Origin of the sequence: Paraburkholderia sp. FT54, assembly GCF_031585635.1 — a bacterium.
Lineage (GTDB): Bacteria > Pseudomonadota > Gammaproteobacteria > Burkholderiales > Burkholderiaceae > Paraburkholderia.
In genome coordinates this window covers 1,339,593-1,355,415 of record NZ_CP134196.1, presented here as the reverse complement: position 1 = coordinate 1,355,415, position 15,823 = coordinate 1,339,593, and the positions used below count along the sequence as shown (strand labels likewise).

The following is a 15,823-nucleotide window of genomic DNA, read 5'->3' as shown; positions in this document are numbered from 1 at the left end:
TGGCAACGTTGCCGGGGACCTAACGCGCGGATGCCGATGCTTGAGCTCCGCGCCCGGCTTTCACAGGTAGAACCGCTTGAATGCCTTCCAGCATGCTCAACTGCGCGGGCGTCGGCTCGGTGCCTTGCACGCGGCTGTCGGCAAGCAGCTTGGCGATCAGCCCGAGCAGCCGCCTGCGATCCTCGCGATCGCCCAGCAGGACGGGAAGCGTCGCGAGCGCCTGATCCGGCTCGTAGGACACGATGATTTCCTGCTCGCCACGAATGCGCCGCCACTGATCCGCCGGAAGTTGCGGCAGGTATTCAGCGTAATCCTCGGCGAGTTGCTGGCGCAACACGAGCCGCGCAAGCGGAAGCGGTTCGCCTCGCCGCGCCAGCAGACAGGCCACCCGCGCAACGGCTTCGCTGTAGCCGCCCTCGGTCATCGACGAAAGCGCATCCTTAACGAACGGCAGGTCTCGTGGATCCGCCTCGACTTGAGCGGATTTTTCAAGCGCATCGTTCCGCTCGCCCTCATATGCGGAAAACATGTTGCCGTAGAGCGAAAAGAATGCACTTTCGGTTGCGGCGTCACGCATCGCGCGATAGTAATCGAGTGAAGCGCTAACCATGTCCGCGCCATATCGTTCGAAGCGTCGCAGCGGCATGTCAGCCTGCGCATCCGTTTTACGCGCCGCGCCGATCGCCTCGGCGGCCGGTCCAAGCCAGGCGAGCCACGGGTTCAAGTCTGAGAATGCCCAACGCTGCGCGCGCAGCGGATGAAACTGCCGTAACAGGGAGGCGGTGGTCTCGTTCGACATGGTCTGCACGAATGGCTGAACGAAGAACTCGTACGCCCGCTGATTCAACTCCGAGACCCGCTTGACGGCCTCGAATGGCTGTTCATCCACGCGTTCGAACCGGTTGAAATGCGCGCTGATTTCTTCAAGCCGATGTTCGCGCAGTTCCACGTCGTATTCGGTCGTACCGTTCGCTCCTTCGCGTTCGGTAATCTCCATGCCGTACAGTCCGGGCGGAAATGTCTCGATCGTCTCCAGCACCGACGTGATCTGCGTATGCTCTTTTTTCGCCACCTTGCCTGACACGAAGATGCCGAGGTGGCCGATGCTCTTGTGCATGAGGCCGACAATCACCTGACCGCGCGCCTTTATCTCTTCGGTGCTGCCGTAAATGTCGGCGACCCAGTTGAACGCCTGTTGCGGTGGCGTGATGTTATCGCCGAGCGAGGCGAACAGAATGATCGGCGACTTGATACCGCGTAGATCGAATGCGCCGCCACCCACGCCTCTGACTTCCCCGGACCACAGTTTGTTGCCGACGAACAGATTTTGCGTAATCCACTGGATCTCTTCGCGGTTCATCAAATAGTACCCACCCCACCAGCGTTCGAAGTCAAGGAAACGCGGCGGCTCCGTATCGATGTTGTCAAAGAGGTGGTAATACTTGTCCCACAAGCTATTGGCGGGATTGAGGTTCTCGAAGTTCTGAACCAGATGGGCACCGTCGAACTTGCCGTTGCCAAGATCCGCGGTGAGGGAGGCAAGCCAGGTGCCCCCCAACATGCCGCCCGAATAGCGCATGGGGTTGTCGCCCTCGCCTTCGCTCCACGCGCCGCTCCAGTAAGACATTGGCGCGCCGTTGATGACGAGCGGCCCCGTATGGTCCGGGTCGGAACTCGCCACCATCATCGCGGCCCAGCCGCCCTGGCAATTGCCGACGATCGCGGGCTTCGCGCTGTCGGGATGCAGCTCGCAGACTTTCCTGACGAACTGTTGCTCCGCCGCGCAAACATCGAGCATTGTCTGGCCAGGTTCCGGGTCGCGAAAAAAGACGACGAAATACACCGGATGCCCAGCCCTCAGCGCCACCCCCGCCTGTGAATCGTCCTTGAAACCGCCGATGCCCGGACCGTGACCCGCGCGGGGATCGATGATCACATACGGACGCTTGCGCACGTCGAGCGTCACGCCTTCGGGCGGCAGGATACGTAGCAACGCATAGTTGACAGGACGTGCGAACTTGCGGGCGTCGAGCAAGGTCTCGTAATCAAAATGCAGCACCGGCTGCAGTCCGCGGGATGTCTGGTCGACAAAACTGTTTCCCCGCTGGCGCAGCGTGTCCCAAAAGAGCACCGTGCGCTGCATCACGTCCACGGCATGGCGATAGCCAGCCCACGGGTCGAACGCGGCGGCCCATGCGGTGCCTGGCGACGCGGTGCCGCGGTCGGCGCCCAGATGGGTCGCGGCATCATGTGCGCGTTGGCCGAAACCCTGCTGCGCGATTTGCGAGCGCTTCTGAAAAAGACGCGCAACCTTTGCGTTGATCTCCTGACTACGTGCGATCCGATTTTTTGCGTCCATCATGGCATGAGCCTCCACATCGTCGCGCGTCCTGGTCGGTAGTGAAAAGCGCACTTTATGACCGGCGTTCCGGGCCCACCAGGAGGGCCGCACTGAAGCACGCGTGACTGCGAGCGCACCCGTGGGGTTGCGTAGCCAATCGGGTCTGTTGGAATGAATCGTGGTAGCCGAGTTTCGCCCAGAGATATTCCAGACCTGTCGAATCGGTCTCTCCATCACAACAATGACTCTTCTACCGACAACAGACAATACGACCTTGGTCCCACGAACTCTCCCCTGAAATCATCCGGACGCAAAGCACCTTCTGCGCTACCGCAGCGGCGCTGATGTCCTAAACTGAAAGTCGACTGCGCGCGAATGCCGGAGGACATGAATGAAACGCTCTGAATTTAGAATCGGCTGTGCGGCGGTTGGCGTTTTCATCTGGCTCGGCGGACTCTATGCGACGATCCGGGGTCTGATCTATGAAGTGCCGCAACAATTTCACTACGGCGTCGTGGCACTCGTCATTGGGGTGGCTATATTCGTTATAGCGTTAAGTCCTATGGCAATCCACCGATCAAGAAAGCGAGGCAGACCCCACGGCTAGGGTGCGCAATCGTGGCTGCCACGCATGCCGCGATCCGGCGCCGGACGACTCGACCCGGTACGGGCCAGTCTGGCTTTCCGGCCGGCAATTTGCGGAGCAATTCGCCGGCCGTTTCGCAGCCGCTACTTACAACACCCTGTTCCGGTCAAGCGTGTTACCGGTCGCGGCGTTGTAACGCTCGACATAGTCGGCAAGCAGTGCGCGTATGGCGCGGCCAATCTTTCGGTAGTCGGACTCGTTCAGGTTCGCGAGCGAGACCCGCCCTGACGGGTGCTGCGTGCCGAACCCTCGTCCCGGCAGCAGCACGACGCGCGCTTCGCGGGCAAGTCTGAAAAGCAGTTCGGACGGCTTGGTATTCTTCATGAGCCAATCGACAAAATCGCGCCCGTACGCACGTTCGCTGAGAAACTCCATGTCCAGAATCGTGTAGTAATCGACCTGATTCGTGTCGTCGTCGTCGAATGAAATACCGATCTCTTCGTAAAGCGCGCGCTTGCGGTCGCGAATCAGCCGCTTCAGTGTCTTCTTGTACGCGGCGGGTGTGTCCATCAGCGAGAACAGCGAGAACAGGACCATCTGTACCTGCTGCGGCGTCGACAGACCCGCTGTGTGATTCAGCGCGACGGTGCGGCTATCGGCCACCATGCGGTCGATGAACTTGAGTTTGTCCGGTTCGGTCGTGATCGATTCGTAACGCTTGTGCAGCTCCTTCCTCACGTCCGCGGGCAAGTCGGCAATCAGCTTGTCCAGCACATTGTCACGGTGCGTGGCAACGGCGCCCAGGCGCCAGCCAGTTGCGCCGAAGTACTTCGAATACGAGTACACGAGGATGGTGTTCTTCGGCGCCAGCGCGAACAGCGAGACGAAGTCGTCGGCGAAGGTGCCGTACACGTCGTCGGTCAACAGGATCAGGTCCGGCCGCTCTTTCACGATAGCGGCAATATAGTCGAGACTCTCGTCATCGATTCGTACAGACGGCGGATTGCTCGGGTTCACGAGAAAGAACGCCTTCACCGCTGGGTCGCGGAGCTTGTCGAGTTCCTTTTTCGAGTATTGCCAGTTCTTTTCCACGTCGGCATTGACCTCGACGACCTTCAATTGATAGTCGTTCAGGTGGGGAATTTCGATGTAGGGCGTAAAGATAGGCATCCCGAGTGCGATCGTATCGCCGGGTTTGATCAGCCGGTTCTCGCGCATCGTGTTGAAGATGTACGTCATTGCCGCCGTGCCGCCTTCGACCGCGAAAATATCGAACTCGCCAATGAACGGGTGATCGCCGATCATTTCGCGGCGCAGATACTGGCCGACTATGACCTCCGAGAGCTTCAGCATCCGGTCGGGCACTGGGTAGTTCGACGCAAGAATGCCCTCGCACATCTCGTACAGGAAGTCGCCATCGGACAGCCCCAGTTGATCGCGGACGTACGACACGGCACTCGCCAGGAAGTCGATGCCGGGCACGCCCTTGTTGCCGCGCAAAAACAGCTCGAATCGCTCAACGAGTCCGTCGCGCTTCGGAAAGCCGCCCACGCCTTCCGGCAGGAAAGCAAACGAGCGCTCCGCTTCGCGCATCGCAAATAGACCCAGTTGCCAGAAACCATGACGCGGAATGGTGGCGAGAAAGTTGGGGTTGCCCCGTCCCGCATTGAGCATCGACAGGTTCGCCGCGCGCTCGACCGCGCCCCCACCCGCCGCCTTGATCAATTCATCTTTGAATTCGAACGGACTGAGCGCGGCGAGGCCCGCCGTCTTGTCTGCATCTTGCTTTTCCCGCTTGCTCATTTGCGCTCTCCAGAAGGAAGTTTCCCGGATCGGCGTCGACCGTTGCGACGCCCCGGGGCTCAAGCCAGAATCATGATGATGACCATGCCCCAGATCGTCAGCAGCGTATTGCCCACTGCGTAGGTCACGGTGTAGCCCAGCCCCGGGATCTGGCTTTTCGCCGCGTCACAGATCATCCCCAAGGCCGCGGTTGTGGTTCTTGCGCCGGCACACACGCCGAGCAGAATGGCGGGGTGAAAATGAAAGACGTAGCGCGCGATCAACATGCCGAGGATTAGCGGAACACTGGTAGCCATGATCCCCCACAGGAACAGACCGACGCCGAGATGTTGCAGCCCCGCGATAAAACCCGGACCTGCCGTCAGACCGATCACGGCGATGAACACATTCAGGCCCACCGAATTCATGAACCATACGGTCGGCTCCGGAATCCGCCCGAAGGTGGGATGAATGGCGCGCAGCCAGCCGAACACGAGACCGGCGATCAGCGCTCCGCCAGCCGTCGACAGCGTGAGCGGAATACCCGCGACATTGATGACGATTGCGCCCACCATCGCGCCGACGGTGATCGCAAGGCTCACGAAAGCCACGTCAGTCATGTTGGTCGGCCGGTCCAGTACACCGAGAACCTTGGCGGCGGCGCCTGTGTCCTGAGTCCGTCCGACGATCGTTATCGTGTCGCCGCGATACAGCTTCGTGCTGGGCAAGACGGGAATCTGCGTCTCCGTGGGTCCGCGCTTGATTTTGCGAAGATAGATGCCGCGCGCAAGCGGCAGGCTTGCAAGCTCCTGCAAGGTCTTGCCATGCACCGCCTTGGCCGTGACGTAGACGTCCACGCCTTCTGTTTGAACTGCCAGCAGTTCGGGATCGTCCACTTCCACCGCCCGCGCCGGGCGAACCGCGACGGCCTGATCGTCCATGTCGCGCCCGGCCGTGTCGCTGGCACCGAGCACCGTGACCAGTTGGTCCCGGGGACCTGCTATGGCGACCACATCGTCAGCTTGCAGAACCAGATCGAGGGTCGCCTCCTGAACCGTGCCGCCGCGCCTGACCCGTTCGATGAATAACCGCGTATTTCCCGGCTGGAGCGCTTCGACCTGGCTGACCGTCTTGCCGCACACCCGGCTGTCCGGCACGACCCGATAGGCCCGCAATTCATACCGGTGCCAGGCCTGGCCCGCGCTACCGGGTTCCGCACTTCCACCGAGACTCGCCTCGTACTCCTTGCATGCCGCGACCAGGTCGATGCGCAGCATCATTGGCCCGAGCGTCGCCAGGATCAGTGCGGAGCCCACCGTACCGAAAATGTAGGAGATGGCGTAGGCGGTCGGCATCGCATCGAGCATCACCTTGGTCTGATCGGGCGGCAAGGCCAGCCGGTTGATGGCATCCGTCGCAAGCCCCATCGAGGCCGAGATGGTCTGCGAGCCGGCGAAAAGTCCTGCCGCGGAACCCAGGTCGTAGCCCGCCAGTTTCGCGGCCAGTACCGCCGCGCCTAGCGACAGCAGACCTTGCACGACGGCAAACAACGCCTGCGGCAAGCCGTCTTTGGCGATGCCGCGGACAAACTGTGGCCCGACTCCGTAGCCCACTGCAAACAGGAAGATCAGGAAGAACACCGACTTGACGTTGGGCGAGACGACGATATGAAGCTGCCCGATTGCCACCGCAGCCAGTAGTGTCCCCGTGACGGCGCCCAGACTAAATCCCTTGAAGCTTTTTCCGCCGACCCAATAGCCGATTGCGAGGGACAGGAATATAGCGATCTCGGAATAACGTTGTAGCGTTGCTGCTATCCATGCCATCGTAGCCCTCGCCTGCGGTTCGCCCGTTGACACGGATGTGGAAGCGGGTGTGTTGTGAAGGGATCACGGCCGCCGAGTTTCATCCGGACGACTCCAGACTTCTCGAATCGGTCTCCATCGCTACAATGGTTTTTCTCCCGTCAACAGACAATACGACCTTGGTCCCACGAACCAACCCCAGGTCATTCAGGCTTTTTCGGCGGCTTCGACCGTATGTGCGCAATCAGGTCAACCGCTCAGCCAATGCGCTCATTTCCTGAGGATCTTCCAGGGTCCGTTTCCCTGTTTGCAAACGGTCGGCGTCCAGCTTTGCGTCTGGCCTTTTGCAATCGCGACAAGCGTCGCGGTCCGACAGGTTCTGTCGCCCTCCTTCGATGTATCGTGCGGAGTCACCGTGCCCTTGATCGAAACGGAGTTGCCGGTGCCCGAATTGTTCCATTCGAACGATTCGCCGTCCTTCTTTGTTTCGAGCGCCACCTGGGCTGCATCGTTGAGCGCCTTACGATCGGCGTCCTTCATGTAGCTTACTGGCGTGTCTTTCAGAAAGTTCAGATTGGCAGCATGGCTGAAAGTCGCGCCGACCAGCAGCGCGGCGCCGACGATCCTGCGTGGGAACAGGTGTACGGCCTTGTGGGATTGGACTCGCATAGGTCATCTCCGTTGACAGCGGATCGGCCACACTTCACGTCGTGGCCTGGGGTGCCACATCCGGGCCATCGACAACGTTCCCCTTCGACTGGAACTCGTCGACGAGGTCCGCCACCGAGCCGCGCCGATCGATGCGGCCAAAACGATCTTCGAGTCCCTCGGCACGCAGCATGTCCCGCACGTCCGCGTGTGCGGCAACCACTTTCATCGCCGTGCCGGCGGCCTGAAGCGCGTCGTGCAACGCCTGCAGCATCCGCACGCCCGCGAGGTCGACAACCGGCGACGCGGAGAGGTCCCAGATCACCAGTTCGACCGGCTCGGAAGCTGTCCGGATCTTCCACCAGACGGTCTCGCGCACGTGCTCGACATTAAAGTAAAGCAGCGATGCCTCGACGCGCACGGTCAGCACATGCGCAATCGTTTCGTTCTCGGCGTGCCGCTCGATGTCCGAGAAAATGCGCGTGCCAGGGATACGCCCTAGCACCGCGACATGGGGGTGCGCGGCACGCCGGATGATCAGGAGCATCGAGACAAGGACCGCGACAATCACTCCCTTCAGAATTCCCAGCATCAGCACGGCCGCAAACGCCACCATGGATATGGCGAATTCAAAACGGCTCACGCGCCAGACATGGCGTAACTCACTGACATTGACCAGCCCCTTCACGGCCACCAGCACAATGGCCGCCAGCACGACATTGGGCAAGTTGGCCAGCAGACCGGTCAGAAACATAAGACAGAGCCCGATGGCGATCGACGCGAATACCAGCGCAAGCGGAGTCCGTGCGCCCGCCTTGTCATTCACTGATGATTGGGAAAGTCCGCCCGCGACTGGGTACGCCTGGAACAATCCCGCAGCCAGATTCGCGGCTCCCAGAGCGAACAGTTCCTGACGGGCGTCGATCTCGTCACCGTGTGCCTGAGCGAGCGCACGCGCCGCCGAAACGCTCTCGACATACCCCAGCAACAGGCACGCAAAAGCGAGCGGGAGGACTCCATCGACATCGCGTATCCGCAGCCCTGGCAGGCGGAATTCGGGCAAGCCCTGAGGCAGGGCACCCACGAGCTTGAATCCAGAAGCTGCCAGCGGCGTGATGGACAGCACTACGATCGACGCGATCACGACGAAAAGAGCAACCGGACGTCCCGGCAGATATTTTTCGCCGAGCAGCAGCAATGCAATGCAGACCAGACCGAATGCGAGCACGGCGAGATTGGTCTGGTCCAGCTGCCCGCCGAGCACGGCGATCCGCTCGAAGAACGACTCTCCGCCTCCACTGACCCCGAAGAGTTTGGGCAGTTGGGTCATGGCGATAGTCAACGCCGCGCCTGCCTTGAAGCCGAGGAGGATCGTCTCGCTGATAAAATTGACCAGTGAACTCAAGCGTAGCAGCCAGGCCACCAGACACATGCCGGCGATCAGCACGGCCGTGAGCGCCGCTATCGAAGCCCAGCGCGCTGGATCGCCATCTGCCATTCCCGCGACGGTCACGCCGACCAGCATCGAGATCGCCGACGTCGGACCGATCGCGAGCTGGCGCGACGAACCGAACAGTGCGTAGAAGAGCCCACCGACGAGATAACCGTAGATGCCATATTGCGGGGGTAAGCCGGCCAGCGATGCGTACGCGAGCGAAACTGGAATCCCGTAGGCCGCGAGCGTCACTCCGGCGACCGCGTCTTTCACGAGCCATCGAGGCCGATAGGCTCTCAGCCATTGTGCGGGCGGAAACACGTTGTACCGCCCGCGCGCGGACAGGCGGTCTGTCACCGGATCAGTGACACTGGATTCGTTGGTCAACGTAGCGCCTCGCGGACGGAAGCAAACTCGACAGGAGCACGGGCGCGCGCCATTCCACGATCCAGCGGACGACGCCCCCCGGTCGGCCCGTGCTGCTCCTCAAGCATAGGCAGTGGTCCGCGCGGTCCACATCGGACCTTGGTCCTAGATGCCTGCGTAACCGCGCTTTCGTGCTTTCGTGCTTTCGTAACGTCGAAGCCGCCGGCGATCCACGAGAGTCGGGCTTCGAGCGCGCCGACCGCCTCAATACGGATCCTTCACGCGCTGCCATGTTTGATCCGGATCGAACACCGTGACAGGCGGCGCGTTCTCGCCACGATTCTTCTGGTAAATCACCCCGTTGTTGTTGACCACGAAAGTCATCACGCCGCTCGTACCGTATTCGGCCGGATAGGCGACCATCGCAAAACCGGCGAGCATGTGCCCGTTGATGATGTAGCTGAAGGCCCCGCCAGCCGCATTCTTGCCTTGCCGCGTCAAAATGCGAAAGTGATATCCCCGATAAGCGTCGCCCGCCTGGTGGCCCTTCAGATAGACCGAACTGGCGGCGATCAGCGGCCCGAATGGACTGGCTTCTTCACCGCTGCTCTCGTCCGAGCGCCAGTAGAGGCCGTCCTGCTTGCCGGGCGTGCTGGCGAGTTTTTGCGCGTATTCCAGCAGGCCATCATGGTTTCGATCACGTGACGCATATTCGCGCTGGGCGTCGAGATAGGCGTGCAGCACGTGGATTGCCTCGCGTTCGTTTGCGCCGATACGGCGATTCAGGATTTCGTCCTCGCCGAGTTCCGTGGCGAACCGCCAGCTGCCGTTCTCCTTCACGATGGGGATCGGCATCGGCCAGGCCTCGTCGCCGACCAGCAGAATCCTGCGATCCGGTCCGGCTTCATCGAGGACGTGGAAGGCATTCAGTTCCGCGCTCGCCTTCGCCCAATTCGCCGCATTCTCCGCCTGATCCGGCGACACCACGAGGCGCTTGTGCGCCTCGCCGAAAATGGCGACCAACGTCGCTTCATCGCTGGCCTTCAGCGCCTCGGACAAAGCGGTGACCGCTTCCTCCGGCGTGGCGAACGTGCGTTGCCCAGCGGCGAACGCACCGAACGGAACCAGCAGTGCGAGAACCAAGGCGTATAACCCGCACCACCTGGCCAGGCTGGGCCGCGATTGCGGGCGCCGGTTGGTGCCGGCCCTGATCCGGTCAGTCATTGTCATTCTCCCTATCGCCGTCCGCCGCCGCGACCACCGCCACCACGGGAGAACCCGCCACCGCCGCCACCACGGCCGCCACCCGATGAAAATCCACCGCCGGCATGACCGGAAGCCTGGGGAGCCCGGCTGCGGGTGTCGGAGTAAGACTGACGACTCGCGGCGCCCCTTGAACTATTCGCTTGTGCGTCGCGCGCGGATCCGTAGCCGCTAAACGCATCGCCCCCGCCGCCTTGCGAGGCCCTCGCGCCTTGCTCCCGCGTGGCTGCCGAAGCGGAGCGCTGACCGCCCTGGTCTCTCGTGGCTGGCGTAGCGGGGCGCTGAGCCGCTTGCGGCCCTCCTCCTGAAAACCCATTACCGCCTCCCGCGGCGCCGCGGCCCGGTGCATCGCCGACCCGTTGCGCGCCAGCGGCGCGGCCTGTCGTGCCGCTGACCTGGCCAGGCTTCTTCTCGGATCGCCATGCGGACGATTGCCCTCCCTGGGCTCGCGTGCGGTTGACATCGCCCGTGTTGATATTGCCCGTGTTGATATTGCCTCGCTCGACATTCCTTTCCCTATCGCCTCGCTCGACGTTCCTTTCCCGGTTGATGTTGATGTTGTTATTGCCGCCGCCTCCGTAATGAGTCTCATAGTGTCCGCCATTCCAGGCCGCGGAAATCGCCGCGCCCCATATCAGGCCAGTCGCGAGCGCAGCTCCCGGCGCGTAGGGATAGTAGTAGGCCGGATAAGGCGCGGGCAGGTAGGCATAGGTCGGAGGTGCGCCGGCTACCACGACGGTGGTCGGGTTGTATTGCGGCACGTAGATCACCTGCGGATCGGCCGGGACGATCTTGATCACCTCCTTCTCGACCACCACGACCTGCTTGTCATCGGATTTGAGCTGACCCGCCGCCTGCGTTTGACGCCGGAAGCGCTGCACCGCCTCCAGTACCGCGCCCTGATCGGCGACGACGGCTTCGCCGACGCTGATCGTCCAGTCGAGATCGGTACTCATTCTTTTGACGACCTCGGGATAATTCAGCAAGGCCTTCACGGGATCGTGCCAGCTCTCATTGACTTTGAGCGACTTGTCACTCTTGCGTTGATCGAGGAAGCGGTCCGCCTGCACGATCTCCACCGGGTAGGTCGCAGCGGGAAGAATGATGGCGATGAGATCGTCTGGATATAACGCAATGGGCCCGACAAGTTTGTCGAGCGTCGCGGCGGGGACGGCGGTCGCCTCGACGTCCGCGGCCGGGGACTGCGCATTTGAGAACGTCGTGGACGACATGGCGTAGAGCGCCAGCATTGCGACGATCAGCGCATGGATCAAGATCCGGGGCAACGTTAGCTCCTGAAAGACAACCGCTCGCGGCCACCTGTCGAGCGCCCACTCAAACGAGATGATTTGTTCGAAAGCACGCATAACGCGGTCCATGGATGCTTCCTCGCACGCTTCACCACTCAAATCGGCTGGTGGCCCGTAAAAGGCAGTTATCCGAATCAATGGAAACGAGACACGCGTGTCGCACGGATACAGTTTGAACCAAACGTGTGCCCTGTTGCAAATACGACCTTGGTCCGATTGCGCACAACACCTCTGGACGCAATGATGAAAGCGAAAATGCCATCGCTGCAGACGCCTCGCCGAGCGCCCGATCCTGACAGGACCCAACAGCCTGCGCCAGCTTCGACCTGACGCCCGCCCGAAGAGGCAGACGGCGGTCCGCATGAGCGTGGACTTACGCAAGGAGTCGCCGTGACTACGTTGACAAAGTACTTTCTTCTCACCGCTTTAGCGGCTTCGATATCAGTCGATGGCATGGCGCAATCGAAACCCATCGCCTATCCCGCGAAAGGACAAAGCCAGCAAATGCAACAGCAGGATGACGGCGCGTGTTATTCGTGGGCCAAGAACAACACCGGCGTGGACCCGGCGGCGCTGGCCAACGCCCCGCCTCCGCCTTCCGGACCGGCAGTGGGCGGCGGTGAGCGCGTTCAGGGCGCCGCGCGCGGCGCGGCCGGAGGCGCGGTCATCGGAGCAATAGCGGGTGACGCGGGCAAAGGAGCGGCGATCGGCGCCGCAACCGGTACGATGGTCGGCGGATCGCGCGCGCGGCAGAACCGGCGCGCGGCCGCGGCATCGACACAGTCGCAGGCGCAGGGTGCGATGGACACATTCAATCGCGCCTATGGCGCGTGTATGGAAGGTCGCGGCTACACCATCAAATGAACTTTAGCGTGTAAGCCGGTCAATGCGCGTCCGTCATGAAAATTCAACGGCCATTCAGCCCCCAAGTCAATGTGCGTGCAGGCGTTCATGGAGAACAGCATGAGAAACAGTAAACTCTTCGTCGCGGCGGTGCTCGTGTCTCTCGCTACTATGGCTTTCGCGCAGACAGAGCCGCAGGTGTCAGTCAAGAGCGCGCCCGGCAAAATATCCATGACTGGCACAGTGAAGACGAGTTCGACTGTCGTAGGTATCGAACCGTCCACGCGAACGGTCTGGCTAAAGGACTCCAAAGGCAAGGTCGTGCAAGTCGTGGTGGGTGAGGAAGCACGCAACTTCGACCAGCTCAAGCTTGGCGACATGGTCACGGCGGAGTATTCGCAGGCTGTTACCGTCACGCTCAAGAAGGGCGGTGCACCCCTTGCCGTCACCGAAAGCCAGTCCCTGGAGCGCGCGCCGATGGGCGCCAAACCTGGCGGCACGGCAAGCAGGGAAATGACAGTCATGGCCAACGTTACTGCCGTCAACCACCAGACCGGCTCGATGACGTTGAAAGGTCCGCAAGGCAATTCGGTGGACCTTGTCGTACAGGATCCTGAGCAGCTCAAACTGATCAGGAAGGGTGATCAGCTAGAAGTGCTCTACAACGAAGCCGTGGCAATTTCCGTTGAACCTCAAGCCAAATAGCTACGCAGCTGCCGCGGGGAATGCCGCACACCATGGCTCCCGGCGACGCATGCGTCGGTTGAGCGCCGCTCGCCGGGTTCTTCTTCTCTGGTTGCGCTCGATCTGGCCGTGCGGCCCGCGGGTCCGACGGTCAGCACGCCGGTTTTGGCAAAGCCCACGCGCATGAGTTGATTGCGCAGTTCAGCCGGAACCGGACCGACGATGGATGACCTGGCGTAATCCACCCCGCAGCAGCCGCCGCAGCCGCAGATAATTCGGCCCCAGGTCGATCTTGCCCGAATCGTGCTGGCAGTCGGGACGCTTCTCCTGCTCATTGGCGGCAGCCTCTATATCGTGCATCCGTTCGTGCCCGCGTTGATCTGGGGCACGACGATTGTCGTCACGACATGGCCGGTCATGCTCAGAATCCAGCAGTGGCTCGGGGGACGGCGCGGACTCGCCGTCACCGTCATGCTGTTGCTGGAAATCGTTGTAATCTGCATCCCGACATACGCCGCGGTGTCCACGCTTGCCGGCCATACAGCCGAGATCATGGACTTCGTGGAGGGCCTGCCTGGCTACGCGCTTCCATCGCCCCCTCACTGGCTCAGCAGCGTCCCGCTGATGGAACGTGTAACGGACGAGTGGCAAAAACTGTCCGACGCGGGTCCCGGGGGCATCCTCGCGAAGGTGGAACCCTATGCCGCCGTCGTCGCGAAATGGCTTCTGCTTCAGATGGGTCTCGTCGGCTCGTTTGCCGTCCATCTGATACTGATGATCATCGTGTGCGGGTTGCTTTACGGCCAAGGCGAAGCTGCGGTCCACCTCGTGACCGCATTGGCCTTGCGAGTCACGCCGGGAAACGGCGCCAACATCGTCCACCTCGCAGGTCAGTCGATCCGCGCGATCGCACTCGGCGTCGTGGTCACGGCGCTTGTGCAGGCTTCGCTCGGCGCGGCCGGCGTCTGGCTCGCGGGTATTCCATTCGCCGGCGTGCTCAGCGCATTGATGCTCGTCATGTGTCTCATACAATTGGGGCCGTTGCTGCCAATGCTTGGCTGCGTGATCTGGCTATTCATGCACGACGCGCAGTTGACGGCCAGCGTGCTGCTCGTCTGGACCGTCGGCGTCTCGGCGCTCGACAACATTTTGCGGCCGATACTCATCCGCCGCGCGGTTGCGCTGCCAATGGTGCTCATCCTCTCAGGCGTACTGGGCGGTCTGATCGCAATAGGAGCCGTCGGCCTTTTCATCGGTCCGGTCATCCTTGCCGTCACTTACCATCTGCTCCTCGCGTGGATAAACCAGCCGGAAAAGCTGGTAGCGCAAGGCAATCCGGACGGTCAGGGCCACCTCATCCCCCGCCGGACCGATTGAGGCGGGAACACGCGGCTCGCCGTGTCCCCCACCGAGTGCGCGCCGCCTTCCGTCAGATCAGCAGCCGCCTGGCTTCCGCCAGCATATCGCGCTCGGGCAGAAGATCTCCGCGTTTGAAGCGCACCATCGAAAAGACACGTAATGCATCGGGACTCGTCGGTATGCGCGCCATTTGCAGTTCCACCTCCTGCGCGGGGCGAGTGTCGCCGTCTTCAACGACGACGTTCATCCGGTCCAGCAAAAACTTCTTTGTAAGCAGGTACACATGTGCATCCGGCATCGCGAGTAACTTGCAAACCATCTGCAGTTCACGCTCCAGCGCCTCGGTTTTCAGGCCCAGACTGGCCAGAGCCTGATCGTTCTCGTCGAGCTGCGCCTGCAGTCGCGTCGCTTCCGCGAAGCTGCTCGACGCGTCGCCCCCCAATAGCGACCGGACCCCCGTCCCCTGCCGCTCGAGGATTTTCAAACGCGTGCGCAACAGCGCCCGCTCCTGCTCCAGCGAATCGCGCCGTAGCGTGTCCGCCTCGATCTCTCCGAGTCCCTGGAGGGCAAGCTGATCGACGACCCGCAAAACGATTTCCTCCCGCAGCGCCGCTTCCGACACAGCACACACGCGAACCTGGTGGTCGCTGAAGTTGACCGTCGTCTGTGCGACTTCGGTACGCGTGGTTGCGCCATATTGCGCGGCACCGAGAGTGCGCCGCTCGTTGACGGCCATCCCGAGTACGGCGAAGACCTCGTCCGCCGCGGGGTGATCCTGCAAGCAGTTGCGTAATGCCTCCGACTGGCTGAAGACCTGAGCCACGTCGTCAGGCGTGGCGAAAAACGCATGAATGTACGGATCCGTTGCCCACGCCGCCACGCTGGCTTCCCGTGCGGCCGGCACTTGCGCGACGAGGCGGCGCAGATAGCCGGTCGCCCGGTGCGCAGCAGGCACCATACGCGCCTCGTAATCGCGCGTCAGGCGCAATTGCGGGCTGAGCCTGACAATCCGCTCGACGATTTCCTTCGCCTGCTGAGGATCGTCTGTCGGGGACGCGCGGCGCCTCGTCCGCCACCATGACAGCAGACCCATGAGCGGCTCCCGCGCCTATGATTCATCGCGCTCCGGAAGAAGCAGCGCGGTGATCGTGCGGCCCTTCCAGAACAGGTTGTGAACGCGAGACTGCAGTGTGCGCAACCCGTCCGCCGTCACGTCGTCGAAAATCACCAGCGCGGCGGGCCGGGAGCCCGCGCCCGGAATACGACGGATCGAACTGAATTGGGGGAATCCATACCGTACAAGGAACTCGCCGATCTCCTCATCGGAGACGCTTTCTTCCACGTTGCCCAGCATAAGTTCAGCCATGATGTTTGCTCCTCGAGCGTTGCACGACGCGCGGC

General features: G+C 61.8%; 13 protein-coding genes. 4 read left to right on the top strand and 9 right to left on the bottom strand.

The features are described 5' to 3' along the window. Positions 1 to 19: 19 nt before the first annotated feature. Entirely contained in the window at positions 20 to 2,359 is a 2,340-nt protein-coding gene (locus tag RI103_RS25655) for a DUF3141 domain-containing protein (RefSeq protein WP_310818571.1), read from the bottom strand. A gap of 373 nt (positions 2,360 to 2,732) precedes the next feature. Here RI103_RS25655 and RI103_RS25650 point away from each other — a divergent pair, with 373 nt between their 5' ends. Next, positions 2,733 to 2,948, top strand: a complete 216-nt coding sequence (locus tag RI103_RS25650) for a DUF2964 family protein (protein WP_310818428.1) — start codon at positions 2,733 to 2,735, stop codon at positions 2,946 to 2,948. 126 nt (positions 2,949 to 3,074) lie between these two features. Here RI103_RS25650 and RI103_RS25645 read toward each other — a convergent pair whose 3' ends face one another. From RI103_RS25645 to RI103_RS25620, 6 genes are all read right to left on the bottom strand, one after another. Further along, positions 3,075 to 4,730 carry a bifunctional aspartate transaminase/aspartate 4-decarboxylase gene (locus RI103_RS25645; RefSeq protein WP_310818427.1) on the bottom strand — a complete coding sequence of 552 codons (1,656 nt, stop codon included), beginning with the start codon at positions 4,728 to 4,730 and terminating at the stop codon, positions 3,075 to 3,077. A 59-nt stretch (positions 4,731 to 4,789) separates the two neighbouring features. After that, entirely contained in the window at positions 4,790 to 6,535 is a 1,746-nt protein-coding gene (aspT, locus tag RI103_RS25640) for an aspartate-alanine antiporter (protein WP_310818426.1), read from the bottom strand. A 249-nt stretch (positions 6,536 to 6,784) separates the two neighbouring features. Then, positions 6,785 to 7,183 carry an RT0821/Lpp0805 family surface protein gene (locus RI103_RS25635; RefSeq protein WP_310818425.1) on the bottom strand — a complete coding sequence of 133 codons (399 nt, stop codon included), beginning with the start codon at positions 7,181 to 7,183 and terminating at the stop codon, positions 6,785 to 6,787. Positions 7,184 to 7,217: 34 nt separating this feature from the next. Continuing rightward, positions 7,218 to 8,954 (bottom strand): SulP family inorganic anion transporter, encoded by a 1,737-nt coding sequence (locus tag RI103_RS25630; RefSeq protein ID WP_310818570.1) that lies wholly within the window; start codon positions 8,952 to 8,954, stop codon positions 7,218 to 7,220. 273 nt (positions 8,955 to 9,227) lie between these two features. After that, positions 9,228 to 10,187: a DUF2950 domain-containing protein gene (locus RI103_RS25625; protein WP_310818424.1), complete on the bottom strand. Its 960-nt coding sequence runs from the start codon at positions 10,185 to 10,187 to the stop codon at positions 9,228 to 9,230. 11 nt (positions 10,188 to 10,198) lie between these two features. Then, positions 10,199 to 11,512, bottom strand: coding sequence for a DUF3300 domain-containing protein (locus RI103_RS25620; RefSeq protein WP_310818423.1), 1,314 nt, complete (start codon positions 11,510 to 11,512; stop codon positions 10,199 to 10,201). A gap of 414 nt (positions 11,513 to 11,926) precedes the next feature. On the opposite strand from RI103_RS25620, the gene RI103_RS25615 reads away from it, so the two are divergent. The 3 genes from RI103_RS25615 to ydiK all read left to right on the top strand — a co-directional run bounded on the left by RI103_RS25615 (position 11,927) and on the right by ydiK (position 14,440). Next, a complete protein-coding gene (locus RI103_RS25615; RefSeq protein WP_310818422.1) occupies positions 11,927 to 12,400 on the top strand; it encodes a glycine zipper family protein in 474 nt (157 codons plus the stop codon). A gap of 99 nt (positions 12,401 to 12,499) precedes the next feature. Continuing rightward, positions 12,500 to 13,084 carry a hypothetical protein gene (locus RI103_RS25610; protein WP_310818421.1) on the top strand — a complete coding sequence of 195 codons (585 nt, stop codon included), beginning with the start codon at positions 12,500 to 12,502 and terminating at the stop codon, positions 13,082 to 13,084. A 282-nt stretch (positions 13,085 to 13,366) separates the two neighbouring features. Next, complete coding sequence (gene ydiK, locus RI103_RS25605; RefSeq protein ID WP_310818420.1) at positions 13,367 to 14,440, top strand: AI-2E family transporter YdiK; 1,074 nt, start codon at positions 13,367 to 13,369, stop codon at positions 14,438 to 14,440. 52 nt (positions 14,441 to 14,492) lie between these two features. On the opposite strand, the gene RI103_RS25600 is transcribed toward ydiK, so the two are convergent. Further along, positions 14,493 to 15,380: a hypothetical protein gene (locus RI103_RS25600; RefSeq protein WP_310818419.1), complete on the bottom strand. Its 888-nt coding sequence runs from the start codon at positions 15,378 to 15,380 to the stop codon at positions 14,493 to 14,495. Between the two features lie 150 nt (positions 15,381 to 15,530). Next, positions 15,531 to 15,788 carry an RNA-binding protein gene (locus RI103_RS25595; protein ID WP_310818418.1) on the bottom strand — a complete coding sequence of 86 codons (258 nt, stop codon included), beginning with the start codon at positions 15,786 to 15,788 and terminating at the stop codon, positions 15,531 to 15,533. Positions 15,789 to 15,823: the final 35 nt, after the last annotated feature.

Bases quoted from the DNA above. Each gene is read 5' to 3' on its own strand.
- RI103_RS25655 (WP_310818571.1), bottom strand. From the start codon at position 2,359: ATGGACGCAAAAAATCGGATCGCACGTAGTCAGGAGATCAACGCAAAG.
- RI103_RS25650 (WP_310818428.1), top strand. From the start codon at position 2,733: ATGAAACGCTCTGAATTTAGAATCGGCTGTGCGGCGGTTGGCGTTTTC.
- RI103_RS25645 (WP_310818427.1), bottom strand. From the start codon at position 4,730: ATGAGCAAGCGGGAAAAGCAAGATGCAGACAAGACGGCGGGCCTCGCC.
- aspT (WP_310818426.1), bottom strand. From the start codon at position 6,535: ATGGCATGGATAGCAGCAACGCTACAACGTTATTCCGAGATCGCTATA.
- RI103_RS25635 (WP_310818425.1), bottom strand. From the start codon at position 7,183: ATGCGAGTCCAATCCCACAAGGCCGTACACCTGTTCCCACGCAGGATC.
- RI103_RS25625 (WP_310818424.1), bottom strand. From the start codon at position 10,187: ATGACTGACCGGATCAGGGCCGGCACCAACCGGCGCCCGCAATCGCGG.
- RI103_RS25610 (WP_310818421.1), top strand. From the start codon at position 12,500: ATGAGAAACAGTAAACTCTTCGTCGCGGCGGTGCTCGTGTCTCTCGCT.
- RI103_RS25600 (WP_310818419.1), bottom strand. From the start codon at position 15,380: ATGGTGCCTGCTGCGCACCGGGCGACCGGCTATCTGCGCCGCCTCGTC.
- RI103_RS25595 (WP_310818418.1), bottom strand. From the start codon at position 15,788: ATGGCTGAACTTATGCTGGGCAACGTGGAAGAAAGCGTCTCCGATGAG.